Below are 14758 nucleotides of genomic sequence, written 5' to 3'. Positions count from 1 at the left end.
GGCCGCCCGCGCGGCCACCCACCAGGACGGCGAACCGCTGCGGCCGGCGTTCTCGCGCACAGCCGCCCGGCCGGCCCGCAGGGCGGTGCATCATGGATCTGGCCAGCGCTCTGCCAGTCGGGGCGCCGGCCAGCGTCAGGCACGGCGCGATCGCGCATTGGAAGGTCAGCGTTACGGGTGAACGACACGGTCAGCATGCCGGCCGGCGGGCTGGGGGCAACCCCCCAGCCCGCCGGTGCCGCGTTGCCGGCTTTCGAGCCGCTCGAGCCCCTGTCGGTGGTGCTGGCCGGCGGCGGCACCGCCGGCCACGTGGAGCCCGCGATGGCGGTGGCCGACGCGCTGAGCGCGCTCGATCCGCACGTGCGCATCACCGCACTGGGCACCCACCGCGGGCTCGAGACCCGGCTGGTGCCCGAGCGCGGATACCACCTCGAGCTGATCACGCCGGTGCCGCTGCCGCGTAAGCCCAGCGGCGACCTGGCGCGGCTCCCCCCACGGGTGTGGCGCGCGGTCCGGGAGACCCGCGCCGTGCTCGACGCCGTCGACGCCGACGTCATCATCGGCTTCGGCGGCTACGTGGCGCTACCGGCGTACCTGGCCGCCCGCGGGATACCCCGCGGCCTGGGCCGCAGGCGCCGCGTCCCGGTGCTCATCCACGAAGCCAACGCCAGCGCGGGGCTGGCCAATCGGGTCGGCGCCCGCCGCGCCGACCGGGTGCTCTCGGCGGTGGCCGATTGCGGGCTGCCGCGCGCCGAGGTGGTCGGGGTGCCGGTGCGCGAGGCCATCACCTCCCTCGACCGCGCGGCGCTGCGCGCCGAGGCCCGCAAGCACTTCGGCTTCGCCGACGACGCGCGGGTGTTGCTGGTGTTCGGCGGCTCGCAGGGCGCGGTGTCGCTGAACCGGGCGGTGTCCGGGGCCGCCGCCGCCCTGGCGGCCGCGGGCGTCTCGGTGCTGCACGCGCACGGCCCCAAAAACACCCTCGAGCTGCCGCAGAGCCAACCCGGCGATCCGCCGTACGTGGCCGTGCCCTATCTCGACCGGATGGACCTGGCCTACGCCGCCGCCGACCTGGCGATCTGCCGGTCCGGCGCCATGACCGTCGCCGAGGTCTCGGCGGTCGGGTTGCCGGCCATCTACGTGCCGCTGCCGATCGGCAACGGCGAGCAGCGGCTCAACGCGCTCCCGGTGGTCAACGGCGGGGGCGGCATGCTGGTCGCCGACGCCGCCCTGACCCCGGAGCTGGTCGCCCGCGAGGTGGCCGGGCTGCTCAACGACCCGCCGCGGCTGGCGGCGATGACGACGGCCGCCGCGCGCGTCGGGCATCCCGACGCCGCGCGCCAGGTGGCGCAGGCCGCGCTCGACATCGCCAGGAAGGCAGCCGCGGGAGGACGACGGTGAACCCCGAACAGCTGCCCCCCGAGCTGCACAGGGTGCACATGGTGGGCATCGGGGGAGCGGGCATGTCGGGCATCGCCCGCATCCTGCTGGATCGCGGCGCGCTCGTGTCGGGGTCGGATGCCAAGGAGTCGCGCGGCGTGCACGCGTTGCGGGCCCGGGGTGCGTCGATCCGCATCGGCCATGATGCGTCGTCGCTCGACCTGCTACCCGGCGGCCCGACCGCCGTGATCACGACCCACGCGGCCATCCCGAAGACCAACCCCGAGCTCGTCGAGGCCCGCCGGCGCGGCATCCCGGTGATCCTGCGGCCGGCCGTGCTGGCGCGGCTGATGGAGGGGCGCACCACGCTGATGGTCACCGGCACGCACGGCAAGACGACGACGACGTCGATGCTGATCGTGGCGCTGCAGCACTGTGGGCGCGATCCGTCGTTCGCGGTCGGCGGCGAGTTGGGCGAGGCCGGAACCAACGCGCATCACGGCAGCGGCGACTGCTTCGTCGCCGAGGCCGACGAGAGCGACGGCTCGCTGCTGGAATACACGCCCAACGTCGCGGTGGTCACCAACATCGAGACCGATCACCTCGACTTCTACGGCAGCGCCGACGCGTACGTCGGCGTGTTCGACGCGTTCGTGGAGCGGCTCGCGCCCGGGGGAGCGCTGGTGGTGTGCGTCGACGACCCGGGCGCGGCCGCGCTGGCGGAACGCACCGCCGAGCTGGGCATCCGGGTGCTGCGGTACGGGTCCGGGCCGGGTGGGGACCACGCCGCCACGCTGTTGTCCTGGGAGCAGCAGGGCACGGAGGCGGTCGCGCACATCCAGTTGGCGGGCGAATCGCACCCGCGCGTGATGCGGCTGTCGGTGCCCGGCCGGCACATGGCGCTCAACGCCCTGGGTGCGCTGCTGGCGGCGGTGGAGATCGGCGCCTCGGTCGACGCGGTGCTCGACGGGCTGGCCGGCTTCGAGGGGGTGCGCCGGCGGTTCGAACTGGTGGGCAATGCGGGGTCGGTGCGCGTCTTCGACGACTACGCTCACCATCCCACCGAGATCAGCGCCACGCTGGCCGCGGTCCGCACGGTGCTCGAGCAGAGCGGGGGCGGTCGCAGCCTGGTGGTGTTTCAGCCCCATTTGTATTCGCGGACAAAGGAATTCGCCGAGCTGTTCGGTCGCGCGCTGGATGCCGCGGACGAGGTGTTCGTCCTCGACGTCTACGGCGCCCGCGAGCAACCCCTCGCGGGGGTCAGCGGCGCCAGCGTCGCCGAGCACGTCAGCGTGCCGGTGCGCTACCTGCCCAACTTCTCCGCGGTCGCCGAGCAGGTGGCCGCGGCGGCCGGCCCCGGTGACGTCATCGTCACGATGGGCGCGGGGGACGTGACGCTGCTGGCGCCGGAGATCGTGACCGAGTTGCGGATCCGGGACAACCGCAGCGCGCCGGGCAGGCCGGGAGTGTTGCGATGACCCAGCCCAACGACGCGACGCCCGCCGACCGCCCGGGCGACCTGGGCGTGCGGGAGCCGGCCGGTGAGGACGTCACCGAGCCGCTCTTCGTCGGTGGGCCCGCGACCGAAACCCCCGGCACCCCCGAAACGCCCGACAACCCGCCTGAGGCCGACGAATTCGAGGGGCCGCGCCGGCGGGCCCGCCGCGAACGGGCCGAGCGCCGCGCCGCGCAGGCGCGTGCGATGGCCATCGAAGAGGCCCGCCGGGAGGCCAAGCGCCGGGTCAGCGGGCGTGCGGTCAACGAGCCGAAGCCCGTCGCCCGGGGCATCGTCCGCGGCCTGAAGATGCTGTTGGTGACGGTGCTGCTGGTCGTCCTGGGTATCGGGCTCGCGCTGGTCCTCTATTTCACGCCCGCGATGTCGGCGCGCAGCATCGTCGTCGTCGGCACCGGGGCGGTGACCCGGGAAGAGGTGCTGGACGCCGCGCGGGTACGGCCCGGGACGCCGCTGCTGCAGATCAACACCAGCCAGGTGGCCGACCGGGTGGCGGCGATCCGGCGGGTGGCCAGCGCGCGGGTGCAGCGCCAGTATCCGTCGGCGCTGCGCATCACCATCGTCGAACGAGTTCCGGTGGCGGTGAAGGACTTTCCGGACGGCCCGCATCTCTTCGATCGTGACGGCGTCGACTTCGCGACCGGGCCGCCGCCGCCCGCGCTGCCGTACCTCGACGTCGCCAACCCCGGCCCCACCGACCCGGCGACCAAGGCCGCGCTGCAGGTGCTGACGGCGTTACGGCCCGAGGTCGCCGGCCAGGTGGCCCGGATCGCCGCCCCCTCGGTGGCCTCGATCACGCTCACGCTGGGCGACGGCCGCGTGGTCATCTGGGGGACGACCGATCGCACCGACGAGAAGGCCGAGAAGCTGGCCGCCCTGCTGACCCAGCCCGGGCGGACCTACGACGTTTCGAGCCCCGACCTGCCCACGGTTAAGTAGCGACGGCGGAGTCACGCGTCCCGTCGGCCCCGCCGTGTGACGGTCGCAACAGAAAAAATTTGCGAGCCGCGCGTCGGCGCGCCTGCCGGGTTAGGGCGCGCCATGCCCATACCGTTCTGGTTGCGCGGAACTACTTGACATAACTCTAACTCTATGGTTGAGGTTGAGGGTTTGCCAGGGAGGACCGCGAACGTTCGGGAGGACCCCGTCGCGAAGAACTGAGCCCACCATTGGGAGGAAAACGAATGATGACCCCCCCGCATAACTACCTGGCCGTCATCAAGGTCGTGGGTATCGGTGGCGGCGGTGTCAACGCCGTGAACCGGATGATCGAACAGGGCCTCAAGGGCGTGGAGTTCATCGCGATCAACACCGACGCCCAGGCGCTGTTGATGAGCGACGCCGACGTCAAGCTCGACGTCGGCCGCGACTCCACCCGCGGGCTGGGCGCCGGCGCGGACCCGGAGGTCGGCCGCAAGGCCGCCGAGGACGCCAAGGACGAGATCGAGGAGCTGCTGCGCGGGGCGGACATGGTGTTCGTCACCGCAGGCGAGGGTGGCGGGACGGGCACGGGCGGCGCGCCCGTGGTGGCCAGCATCGCCCGCAAGCTGGGCGCGCTGACTGTCGGCGTGGTCACCCGGCCGTTCTCCTTCGAGGGCAAGCGGCGCGGCTCGCAGGCCGAAGGCGGCATCAATACGCTCCGCGAAAGCTGCGACACCCTCATCGTCATCCCCAACGACCGGCTGCTGCAGATGGGCGACGCCGCGGTGTCCCTGATGGATGCCTTCCGCAGCGCGGACGAGGTGCTCCTCAACGGCGTCCAGGGCATCACCGACCTGATCACCACGCCGGGCCTGATCAACGTCGACTTCGCCGACGTCAAGGGCATCATGTCCGGTGCGGGCACCGCGCTGATGGGCATCGGCTCGGCGCGCGGCGAGGGGCGGTCGCTCAAGGCCGCCGAGATCGCGATCAACTCGCCGCTGCTCGAGCAATCGATGGAGGGCGCCCAGGGCGTACTGATGTCGATCGCCGGCGGCAGCGACCTGGGCCTGTTCGAGATCAACGAGGCGGCCTCGCTGGTGCAGGACGCCGCCCACCAGGACGCCAACATCATCTTCGGGACGGTCATCGACGACTCGCTGGGCGACGAGGTGCGCGTCACCGTCATCGCCGCCGGCTTCAGCGCGGCCGGTCCCGGCCGCAGACCGGTCACCGGGGACAACGCCGCCGAAAAGGGCGGCGCGCACCGCATCGAATCGGCGAAGGCCGGCAAGCTCACCTCGACACTGTTCGAACCCGTGGACGCGGTCAGCGTGCCGGTCCACACCAACGGCGCCACGCTGAACATCGGCGGCGACGACGACGACGTCGACGTGCCGCCGTTCATGCGCCGCTGAGGGTCTCGATCTGCTTGCCAGTGCGCGACAAACCGGCCACGAAAGACCAGGGCCGGATGGCGCTGCCCGCTGGCGGGCGCCGCCGTCCGGATACTGAACGGGTGAGCGTGCGCATCCGGCGGGTCACCACCACCCGCGCGGGCGGTGTTTCGGCCCGACCGTTCGACACCTTCAACCTGGGCGACCACGTCGGTGACGACCCGGCGGCGGTGTCGGCCAACCGAAACCGGCTGGCCACCGCGATCGGCCTCGGCCCGGACCGGGTGGTGTGGATGAACCAGGTGCACGGCGACCGCGTCGAGGTCGTCGACGGGCCCCGCGAGGCCGCGGTCGACCAGACCGATGCGCTGGTGACGGCCACCCCGCGACTGGCGCTGGCGGTGGTGACCGCGGACTGCGTGCCGGTGCTGCTCGCCGACGCCCGCGCCGGCGTCGCGGCGGCGGTGCACGCCGGTCGCGTCGGCGCCCAGCTCGGGGTGGTGGCCCGAACCGTGGAGGCGATGCTGGCGCTGGGCGCGCGCGCCGAGGACATCTCGGCCCTGATGGGCCCGGCGGTCAGCGGGCGCAACTACGAGGTCCCCGAGGCCATGGCAGACGAGGTGGCGGCCGCGCTGCCCGGCAGCCGCACCACGACGGCCGCCGGCACTCCCGGCCTCGACCTCCGGGCCGGGATCGCATGCCAATTAAAGGATTTGGGTGTGACGGCCATCGACGTCGACCCGCGGTGCACGGTCGCCGACCCGACGTTGTTCAGCCACCGCCGGGACGCGCCGACCGGACGGCTCGCCTCGCTGGTGTGGATGGAGTGACCGCGATGGCCGACAGGATGCCGGGCGCGGCGGCTCACAGAGACCGCGAAACGGAATTGACGCACGCATTGGCGGCCGTGCGCTCACGCCTGGCGGCGGCCGCGGAAGCGGCGGGCCGCAATGTGGGCGAAATCGAACTGCTGCCGATTACCAAATTCTTTCCAGCAACCGATGTCGTGACTTTGTCGCGATTGGGTTGCCGGGCCGTCGGCGAATCGCGGGATCAAGAGGCGTCGGCGAAAGTGAGCGAAGTCACCAAACTGTTGGCGGCCTCCTCGCGGTCGGACGGGCCGGCCTTGCGCTGGCACATGGTGGGCCACATTCAGCGGAACAAGGCCCGCTCGGTCGCCCGGTGGGCGCACACCGCCCACTCGGTCGACAGCTTGCACCTCGTCAGCGCGCTCGACAAGGGGGTGTCGGCGGCCATCGCGGAGGGCCGCCGCGCCGATCCGATGCGGGTCTACATACAGATCAGCCTCGACGGCGACGCGTCCCGGGGCGGGGTCGACATCTCGGCGCCGGGGGCCGTCGACCAGCTGTGCGCGCAGGCCGAAGAGGCAAAACACCTGGAACTGGCCGGGCTGATGGCCATCCCGCCGCTGGGCTCGGATCCCGACGCGGCCTTCGGGCGGCTGCGGACGGAGCACCTGCGGGTGCTGCAATCCCACCCGAACGCGGTCGGCCTGTCCGCGGGCATGTCCGACGATTTCGAAATTGCCGTCAAACACGGTTCCACATGTGTGCGTGTCGGTACCGCGCTATTGGGCCCGCGGCCGCTACCGTCACCGTATTGAGTCACTGTAGTCACATCTTCATCACTGACACCAAGCATCAGGGGCTGGAAGGGTCAACGCAATGAGCACACTGCACAAAGTCAAGGCCTATTTCGGTATGGCCCCGATGGACGACTACGACGACGAGTATTACGACGACCACGCACCCTCCCGCGGCTTCCCGCGCCCGCGTTTCGACGACGGGTACGGCCGCTACGAGGGCCGCGACTATGACGACCCGCGCGAGCCCGCCGACTACCCGCCGCCGGGCGGCTACCGCGGCGGCTACGGGGACGAGCCGCGCTACGGCGCGGTCCATCCCCGCGAGGTCCATCCCCGCGAGTTCGAGCGGCCCGAGATGGGCCGGCCCCGCTTCGGGTCGTGGCTGCGCAACTCCACCCGCGGCGCGCTGGCGATGGACCCGCGCCGGATGGCGATGATGTTCGAGGAGGGTCACCCGCTCTCGAAGATCACCACGCTGCGGCCGAAGGACTACAGCGAGGCCCGCACCATCGGCGAGCGGTTCCGCGACGGCACCCCGGTCATCATGGACCTGGTGTCGATGGACAACGCCGACGCGAAGCGGCTCGTCGACTTCGCGGCCGGGTTGGCCTTCGCGCTGCGGGGCTCCTTCGACAAGGTGGCGACCAAGGTGTTCCTGCTCTCGCCCGCCGATGTCGACGTGTCCCCGGAGGAGCGCCGCCGGATCGCCGAAACCGGCTTCTACGCTTACCAATAACCCCGGTTCGGCGACGCCGGTTCGCCGCCGCTCGCTGGTCGGCTGTCGTTCGCCGGGCCGGCTGAGATGTGGGCCGGGGCTCGGAGTCGGTACGCTGGCAGGCGCCGCGCATGCCCGCGGCGTTTGACATCTCATCGGTAAGGTCGGGGCTCTTCAGTTGGTGCTGTTCTTTCAGATCCTTGGGTTTGCGCTGTTCATCTTCTGGCTGCTGCTCATCGCCCGAGTCGTCGTCGAGTTCATTCGCTCGTTCAGCCGTGACTGGCACCCCACCGGCATCACCGTGGTGATCCTGGAGATCATCATGTCGATCACCGATCCGCCGGTGAAGCTGCTGCGCCGGCTGATCCCGCAACTCACCATCGGCGCGGTCCGTTTCGACCTGTCCATCATGGTGCTGCTGCTCGTCGCCTTCATCGGCATGCAACTGGCCTTCGGCGCCGCGGCGTAGGCCGGTTGGGCGAGCCCGCCGACCCAGCCTGGAGACGGTTCGGCCACGTTTTAGCGTCGGTTTGGTTCGTGCGATTTAAAAATTCTAAGGATTCGGATTTTATTGCCCTGAGCGTTTGAAATTGGTTCTTATTTATTGGCCTAAACAGCAACGGTCGCGCCTGGTGTGACAGGATGGACGGCAGTTGCACGACGGCTACCACTGCGTTCTACACTTTCCAGAACGTTAGACAGGAACTTGAGGGGACGAAACAATGCCGCTTACACCAGCCGACGTCCACAATGTGGCGTTCAGTAAGCCACCGATCGGCAAGCGGGGCTACAACGAAGACGAGGTCGACGCCTTCCTCGATCTGGTCGAGGCCGAGCTGACGCGGCTCATCGAGGAGAACAGCGATCTGCGCCAGCGGATCGAGGAGCTGGACCAGGAGCTGGCCTCCGGCGGTGGCGCCGGCACCACCCCGGCCGCCGCGGCTGCGCCCACCCAGGCGATTCCCGTCCCCGAGCCGGAGCCGGCGCCCAAGGCCGCACCGGCGGCGGCCGCATCTGCCGCCAGCAACGAGGAGCAGGCCATGAAGGCCGCCCGGGTGCTGAGCCTGGCCCAGGACACCGCCGACCGGCTGACCAGCACCGCGAAGGCGGAGTCGGACAAGATGCTGGCCGACGCCCGCGCCAACGCCGACCAAATCCTCACCGAGGCCCGCCAGACCGCCGAGACCACGGTCACCGAGGCGCGGCAGCGCGCCGACGCGATGCTCGCGGACGCGCAAACGCGCTCCGAGACGCAGCTGCGTCAGGCGCAGGAGAAGGCCGACGCCCTGCAGGCCGACGCCGAACGCAAGCACTCCGAGATCATGGGCACGATCAACCAGCAGCGCACCGTCCTGGAAGGCCGCCTCGAGCAGCTGCGCACCTTCGAACGCGAGTACCGGACCCGGCTCAAGACCTACCTGGAGTCGCAGCTCGAAGAGCTCGGTCAGCGCGGATCGGCGGCGCCCGTCGACTCCAGCGCCGACGCCGGCGGGTTCGACCAATTCAACCGGGGTAACAACTAGCCTCTCAGGCGGAGCTGCACGCTGTCCCGCTCGTCGCTTGGAGGATGACCGATGCTGATCATTGCGCTGGTACTCGCCCTTGTCGGGCTCGTTGCGCTGGTGTTCGCCGTGGTGACGAGCAACGAGTTGGTGGCCTGGGTCTGCATCGGCGCCAGCGTGCTCGGCGTGGTGCTGTTGATCGTCGACGCGCTGCAGGAGCGGCAGCGACGCGACGCGGGCGGCGCGGAGCCGGAGCACGTGGACGAGGTGCCGGAGGGCGAAGAGACCGTCGACTACCCCGAGGAAGCCCCGCACGAGGGCGTCCACGAATCGGGCGTCTACGAATCGTCGGAGGACCAGCCGGCGGTGCCGGCGGAGGGCCGCGGCGACGAGGCCGCCAAGTAACAGCTCAGCGGGTGGGGGAGGCGAGCGTCTCGCGCACCTCGTCGTCGCTGACCTGGTGGAAATCGGCGTAAACCTGCCCGACGGCTTCGAACCCCGGCGGCATCGTCACGCACACCAGGTCGTCGGCCTCGAGCGCGAGCACATGGCAGGTCGACGGCGGTCCCACCGGGACCGCGACCACGATCGATGTGGGGGCCGCGCCGGGCCTGCCGGCGCGCAGCGCCCGGACGGCGGCCAGCATGCTGGCGCCGGTGGCGATCCCGTCGTCGACCAGGATGGCCACCTTGCCCGCCGGGTCGGCCGGCGGGCGGCCGCCCCGATAGGCGTTCTCACGGCGGGCGAGTTCGGCGGCCTCGCTGTCGATCACCTCGCGCACCTGCTCGTCGGTGATGCCCAGACTGGCCACCACGTCGTCGTTCATCACCACGCAACCGCCGCTGGCCAAGGCGCCCATGGCGAGTTCCGACCAGCGCGGGACCCCGAGCTTGCGGACGAGGAACACATCGAGGGGCGCGCGCAGCGCCGCGGCGACCTCCCAGGCCACCGGCACGCCACCGCGCGCCAGCCCGAACACCAGCACGTCGTCCCGGTCGCGGTAGTGGATCAACTGCTCGGCCAGCGCGCGACCGGCCTCGCGACGGTCGCGAAACGTGCGCGAAGCAGTGTGGGGAGGGAATCCGTTGGGTGTCATCGGTCGCCACCCAGCCTACGGGCTGGCGCGCTGCCGGTCACCGCACTGTCGGTCACCGCACTGGGGTCAGCGCACGCGGGTTTCTCCCGGAGCGTTCCGGCCCCGGCGGTCGGAGCCCGCCGTCCCCGCGTCGGACGCGGCGACGAGGTGCTCGAACGTTCCGGTGACGTCGAGGATGCGATCCAGGAATCTCGGTCGGTTGTCCAGGTGCAGTCGCGCGCCCGCCTGATGGCTCCGGCGATGGACGAGGAGTAACCCGGACAGGCCGGCGGAATCGCAGAACTCCAGCGCGGCCAGGTCGAGGTGCAGGTCTGCGGGGGTCGGCTGTTGGCCGAGCAGCCGATCGGCGGCGTCGACCATGGCGTCCACGGTCTCGTAGACCAGGTCACCGCGAACCTGCAGGCGGGCCGTCCGCCCGGTGGTGACGACGTTCACTGAGAGGTTCATTCGGACGCTCCTGGGCCGGTGAGAGCAGTGAGGGCATCGTTTGCTGTCCGCAGTAGGCGCCGGCTGCGGGGAAAGTCATTGAGTTGGATCGTCAGCAAATCCAACGCCGGATGCAGCGACGCCGCCGGGACGCCGCGGGCGGCGAGGATCTCGGCTGTCCAGGTCACGAAGTCGGCGAACAACGCGTCGTCGTCGGTGTACAGGCTCACGGTGAGGAAGTCGACGATGTGGGCGACGTCCTCGACGGTGCGCTGATGCTGCTCCGCGGAATAGGCGCGCATGGCGGGAAAGCGATCCTCCAGGTCGGTGACGGTGGACTTGACCAGTTGTGGCGCGCTGCGACTCGCCAAGGTGTATTCCTGGTCGGCCAGGTGCGGCAGGTCGTCGACGGGTTGTCGGTTGGGAACGCGCCGGACGGCGGGGAATCCGCGGCGCAGGCGTTCCTCTGCGGTCCGGGCATCGGGCGCCCACGCGTCGGCGCCCAGCTGACGGGCGAAGCGGCCGTCGCGGCCGAAGGCGGCGCCGCCGGCCAGGACGGGAAACCCGGCGGACTGGCACGCGACGATCGCGGCGTGCGCGTTGGGCAACCGGGTGGGGATCGAGCAGGAGAGCGCCACCACGTCGGGGCCGTGCTGGTGCAGGTGCGCGATCAGATGCGGGGTCGGTACCTGCGCCCCGAGGAAGTCGACCTGCCAGCCGCGCAGCCGCAGCACCTCGGCCAGCAGGCGGGCGGGCAAAGCGTGCCACTCCCCGTCGACGCACGCCAGGGTGACCCGGCCGCCGTGGGCCGCGAATTTGCCGACGGAGTGATGAGCCAGCGCCGCGATAACGCGGTCGTTGATGGCCGTAGCGGCGTGTTCCTGCGCGACGCCGATGCGGTTGGCGGCCCACTCGGCGCCCACCCTGTGCTGGACGGGCGCGATCACCTCGAGCAGCACGTCCTCGGGTGTCATGCCCGAGTCCATCGCGGCGAACACGGTGGCAGCCGCCGCATACTCGTCACGGTCGGCGAGGGCGCCCCACAGCCGCTCGCGGACCAGCAATACGTCGGCGTCACCGGTGGCGGGCGAGGCCGTCGTATCGGTGTCGTAAGAAGTCATGCGACGTACCTGCCCCGGGTGTGGCCGTCGACGGCGCTCAGGTGCGTCCGCTGCGGGGCGGTGATGGCGACGACGGCGATGTCGTCGTGCACGCGCTGCCCCACCCACTCCGAGGCCAGCATCAAGACGCGTTCGACGACCGCCTCGGCCGGCATGCCGGCGCATCCGGTCAGCGCGGCCGCCAGGCGTTGCTCACCGAAGAAGTCGTTGCCGAGCGGGCCGCCGCGGGCCTCGGTGATGCCGTCGGTGTACAGCACGCACGTCTCGCCCGGTGCGAGGTGGGTCTCGAACGATTGCACGGTGATCCGCTCCAGGGCGCCGACCAGCGTGCCCTTGGTGTTGGCTTCTTCCACCTGCCCGTCGTGGCGCACGATCAACGGCGGTGGATGCCCGGCGCAGGTCAACCGCAGCGCCACCTGCCCGTCCCGGTAGGCGACCGAGGCCAGGACCAACGTGGCGAACCTGGTGTGGTCCGACGACAGCATCGCGCGGTTGAGCAGGGTGAGCACCCCCTCGTGGTCCTCGGCCAGCGGCGTCAGCGCCTGCAGCGTGTTGCGGATCTTGCCGGTCATCACGGCGGCGTCCAGGCCCTTGCCGCACACGTCGCCCAGCACCACCAGGGTCTCGTCCTCGGGACGCACCGCCGGGTGGAAGTCGTAGAAATCGCCGCCGACCACCTCGTAATCCTTCGAGGCCCGGTACCCGCCGGCGAACTCGATGCCGTGCAGCCCGTGCAGCGGCGGGGGCAGCAGGTCACGCATCAGCGTGCGGGTGATGGCGGCCTGCTCGGCGTAGAGGCGCGCGGCGGACAACGCCGCCCCGGCCCGCGCGGCGAACAGGCCGGCGAACATCTCTTCGTCGGCGCTGTACACCGGCCGATCGGTGCGCCGCAGCAACACCAACGCCCCCGCCGAAACGCCGTGGCCCGGCAGCGTCAAGATCATCACGGACCCCACCGAACCCGAGAAATGTTGTGGGACAAGCCAATCGGGCACACTCACCGGGTCGATCCAACCGGAGGAAACGGGCGGGAACCCGTGCAGGGCCTCGCTCAAACCCGCCACCACCGCGGGGTCGGCGTCGACGCTGCACTGCTCCACCGGCCCGGTCAGGTCGCTGTAGAACACCGGCAGCCGCCGGCCGCGGCCCGCCGGGGCCACCAACACCGCCGCGTCCGCCAGGTGCCGGGCGGCCATCTGCACGGTCGCTTCCCGGCAGCGGTCGACGTTCAGCGACGCGTTCAACACGGAGGATGCCTCGAGCAGGATCGCCGTGCGCTCCTGCTCCCGCGCCAGCGCTTCCTGCGCCTCGCGCAACAACTGGCCGGTGTCCTCGACCAGCGACCACGCCACCTCGCCGCTGGGCAGCACCGCGGCGTGCGCGTCGAACTTGCGGCCGCCCACACTTCCCGAGACGACACTTCCCGAGACGAGCGACGCGTCCCGGCCGGCCGCGCCGGGGGAAAATTCGACGAGATGATGGTGGGCGCTCGAAAGCCAGTCGACCGACTCGTCGATCCGGCCGCCCGGCACCGCGCCGGGCAGCAGGGATTCTGCCGACCCGCTCAGCGCCTGCACGATCCCCTCGCGATCGACGACCAGCGTCGGGCAGGGCACGGCCGCCCACAAAGCGTCCAGGTCGCTCTCGACGCCTACGTGGGCACCCTCATGCATGCAGTTGACCTGTCAACGCGGGGAATTCGATTTCGCTAACGCCATGCCGACTCTACGTGTGCTGGATTGCGGAAGAGGTTGGCTGGCGCTGGCCAAGCGTCGAACGTGCAGCGGAGGGGCCATTTCTCGACCCCTGTTGCGGGGAGTTCTGCGGGCCGTCCCACCGGCCTGCACCACGCGTGTCCGAGGGGGGACTTGGCCACCTGCGACACGGGTTGCGATCTTGCGATTGGGGCGCTGAACGCCAGCCGGGAGCTACTCGTGTGACGCGATTAAGTCGTCTGCACCGCGCATCAGCCGGACGTAGCGCATGTGTGGGTGCTCGATCGCCTGCTTGTAGAAAGCCCAAGCCCGATGTTCTGTCGTCGGACCGAACGTCGTGTCCAGCTGCCATTGGCCCTCAACGAAGTGCTCATATTGCACGTAGAAGTCGCCTGCCGGCCGTCCGGGCTGACGCTTCCAGTCGCTGCTGAACTTCCGAATCGCGGCGGCATCCCATACTGCACCTCCGCGCAGATCCGCCAACGGCGCAGGGAACATCGCAGTGCGGCGCAGCTGGTGCACGCGCTGACGGGAAATGCCCAGCTCTTCAGCGATCTCGGCGGCCGACATCAACTCTGGCAACGTCGGCTCGTCCGCCCGGCGCTGCCACTGCGCTTCCCGCATCACCTCCATGCCGACCGGCTCCGCATGAACGATGTGTATAACCTCGTTGGCCATCTTCTCGGCAGCTTCGATCACGGACATACCGCCCGATGCATACGTCGTCACATCGACGCCGTGGCCGGGGATCCGCGCGACCGAACCGTCGAGGCCCTCGAGTTGGGTCTCCCAGCGGTCCATCGTCTCCATCGACGGGTCGACGTTGAAGGTGAAGGAGATAACCCAATCGTCGTTCACTTTGTCTCTCCCTTCCTGCGTTGCGACCGCTGTTCTTTCTTGCTTGGGGGTGGGATCTGTAAGCCCGCCTTCTTCAGGTCCACCTTCAAGTCGGCCATCCGCCGATTCGGACGGCTCGGGCTAGCTGGGTAGTACGTCACGTAATTGCCCTGCGGATCGTAGAACCGGCTGTATCCCTTTGTGTCGTCGAGGACGGTCCAGCCCTGCGACCTGGCCCATTCGGCGATGTCTTTGACATCATTGTTCACAATGATCCCCTTAAGGCTTGCGGTGTGTCAAGAGTAACTAGAAACACGCTACAAAGTCAAGAGTTTCGGTCTTTCGGCGTCGCAGCGGAGCCACCTCGATCGTCGCCGCGGCCGACTCGGACTTCGGAAAGGCGATCATTGAAACTGCACTTCCGCTGGTGTCCTGACGGTGTCGTTCACGGAGTCCACGTCGTGGAAAACATTGCGGTCACGGCCCCGCGGCGCATCCGCCGTGGCCGACATCGATGACCGCTACGCTCCAG

General features: G+C 70.1%; 16 protein-coding genes. 10 read left to right on the top strand and 6 right to left on the bottom strand.

Annotated elements, in window-relative coordinates; all coding sequences use genetic code 11:
• Positions 1–177: 177 nt before the first annotated feature.
• The 10 genes from murG to HMPREF0591_RS21515 all read left to right on the top strand — a co-directional run bounded on the left by murG (position 178) and on the right by HMPREF0591_RS21515 (position 9436).
• Entirely contained in the window at positions 178–1398 is a 1221-nt protein-coding gene (gene murG / locus HMPREF0591_RS21560) for an undecaprenyldiphospho-muramoylpentapeptide beta-N-acetylglucosaminyltransferase (protein WP_007170780.1), read from the top strand.
• Positions 1395–2855, top strand: coding sequence for a UDP-N-acetylmuramate--L-alanine ligase (murC, locus tag HMPREF0591_RS21555; RefSeq protein WP_007170779.1), 1461 nt, complete (start codon positions 1395–1397; stop codon positions 2853–2855). The genes murG and murC overlap by 4 nt, the downstream gene beginning before the upstream one ends.
• Positions 2852–3829, top strand: a complete 978-nt coding sequence (locus tag HMPREF0591_RS21550; RefSeq protein WP_007170778.1) for a cell division protein FtsQ/DivIB — start codon at positions 2852–2854, stop codon at positions 3827–3829. The genes murC and HMPREF0591_RS21550 overlap by 4 nt, the downstream gene beginning before the upstream one ends.
• A gap of 248 nt (positions 3830–4077) precedes the next feature.
• Positions 4078–5229, top strand: a complete 1152-nt coding sequence (ftsZ, locus tag HMPREF0591_RS21545; RefSeq protein WP_040623672.1) for a cell division protein FtsZ — start codon at positions 4078–4080, stop codon at positions 5227–5229.
• A 101-nt stretch (positions 5230–5330) separates the two neighbouring features.
• The gene (gene pgeF / locus HMPREF0591_RS21540) at positions 5331–6038 is read left to right on the top strand and encodes a peptidoglycan editing factor PgeF (RefSeq protein ID WP_040623671.1); all 708 of its coding nucleotides are present in this window, start codon (positions 5331–5333) and stop codon (positions 6036–6038) included.
• Positions 6039–6043: 5 nt separating this feature from the next.
• Positions 6044–6832, top strand: coding sequence for a YggS family pyridoxal phosphate-dependent enzyme (locus HMPREF0591_RS21535; RefSeq protein WP_007170775.1), 789 nt, complete (start codon positions 6044–6046; stop codon positions 6830–6832).
• A 61-nt stretch (positions 6833–6893) separates the two neighbouring features.
• Complete coding sequence (locus HMPREF0591_RS21530) at positions 6894–7550, top strand: cell division protein SepF (protein ID WP_007170774.1); 657 nt, start codon at positions 6894–6896, stop codon at positions 7548–7550.
• Positions 7551–7707: 157 nt separating this feature from the next.
• Positions 7708–7998, top strand: coding sequence for a YggT family protein (locus tag HMPREF0591_RS21525; protein WP_007170773.1), 291 nt, complete (start codon positions 7708–7710; stop codon positions 7996–7998).
• Between the two features lie 253 nt (positions 7999–8251).
• On the top strand, positions 8252–9052 hold the full coding sequence (gene wag31 / locus HMPREF0591_RS21520) for a DivIVA-like cell division protein Wag31 (protein WP_007170772.1): 801 nt from the start codon (positions 8252–8254) through the stop codon (positions 9050–9052).
• 51 nt (positions 9053–9103) lie between these two features.
• Complete coding sequence (locus HMPREF0591_RS21515) at positions 9104–9436, top strand: hypothetical protein (protein WP_007170771.1); 333 nt, start codon at positions 9104–9106, stop codon at positions 9434–9436.
• Between the two features lie 4 nt (positions 9437–9440).
• Here HMPREF0591_RS21515 and HMPREF0591_RS21510 read toward each other — a convergent pair whose 3' ends face one another.
• The 6 genes from HMPREF0591_RS21510 to HMPREF0591_RS21485 all read right to left on the bottom strand — a co-directional run bounded on the left by HMPREF0591_RS21510 (position 9441) and on the right by HMPREF0591_RS21485 (position 14495).
• Positions 9441–10127 (bottom strand): phosphoribosyltransferase, encoded by a 687-nt coding sequence (locus tag HMPREF0591_RS21510; RefSeq protein ID WP_007170770.1) that lies wholly within the window; start codon positions 10125–10127, stop codon positions 9441–9443.
• 66 nt (positions 10128–10193) lie between these two features.
• On the bottom strand, positions 10194–10574 hold the full coding sequence (locus tag HMPREF0591_RS21505; RefSeq protein WP_007170769.1) for an STAS domain-containing protein: 381 nt from the start codon (positions 10572–10574) through the stop codon (positions 10194–10196).
• The gene (locus HMPREF0591_RS21500; RefSeq protein ID WP_007170768.1) at positions 10571–11674 is read right to left on the bottom strand and encodes a cobalamin B12-binding domain-containing protein; all 1104 of its coding nucleotides are present in this window, start codon (positions 11672–11674) and stop codon (positions 10571–10573) included. The genes HMPREF0591_RS21505 and HMPREF0591_RS21500 overlap by 4 nt, the downstream gene beginning before the upstream one ends.
• A complete protein-coding gene (locus tag HMPREF0591_RS21495) occupies positions 11671–13347 on the bottom strand; it encodes a PP2C family protein-serine/threonine phosphatase (RefSeq protein ID WP_007170767.1) in 1677 nt (558 codons plus the stop codon). Before HMPREF0591_RS21495 ends, HMPREF0591_RS21500 begins: the two co-directional genes overlap by 4 nt.
• 255 nt (positions 13348–13602) lie before the next feature.
• Positions 13603–14247 carry a P-loop NTPase family protein gene (locus HMPREF0591_RS21490; protein ID WP_005116457.1) on the bottom strand — a complete coding sequence of 215 codons (645 nt, stop codon included), beginning with the start codon at positions 14245–14247 and terminating at the stop codon, positions 13603–13605.
• Positions 14244–14495 carry a hypothetical protein gene (locus HMPREF0591_RS21485; RefSeq protein WP_005116458.1) on the bottom strand — a complete coding sequence of 84 codons (252 nt, stop codon included), beginning with the start codon at positions 14493–14495 and terminating at the stop codon, positions 14244–14246. Before HMPREF0591_RS21485 ends, HMPREF0591_RS21490 begins: the two co-directional genes overlap by 4 nt.
• Between the last annotated feature and the right edge of the window lie 263 nt (positions 14496–14758).

Source organism: Mycobacterium parascrofulaceum ATCC BAA-614 (assembly GCF_000164135.1).
GTDB lineage: Bacteria > Actinomycetota > Actinomycetes > Mycobacteriales > Mycobacteriaceae > Mycobacterium > Mycobacterium parascrofulaceum.
Note: the sequence above shows the minus strand (reverse complement) of the source record. Positions and strands in the feature narration are given on the sequence as shown.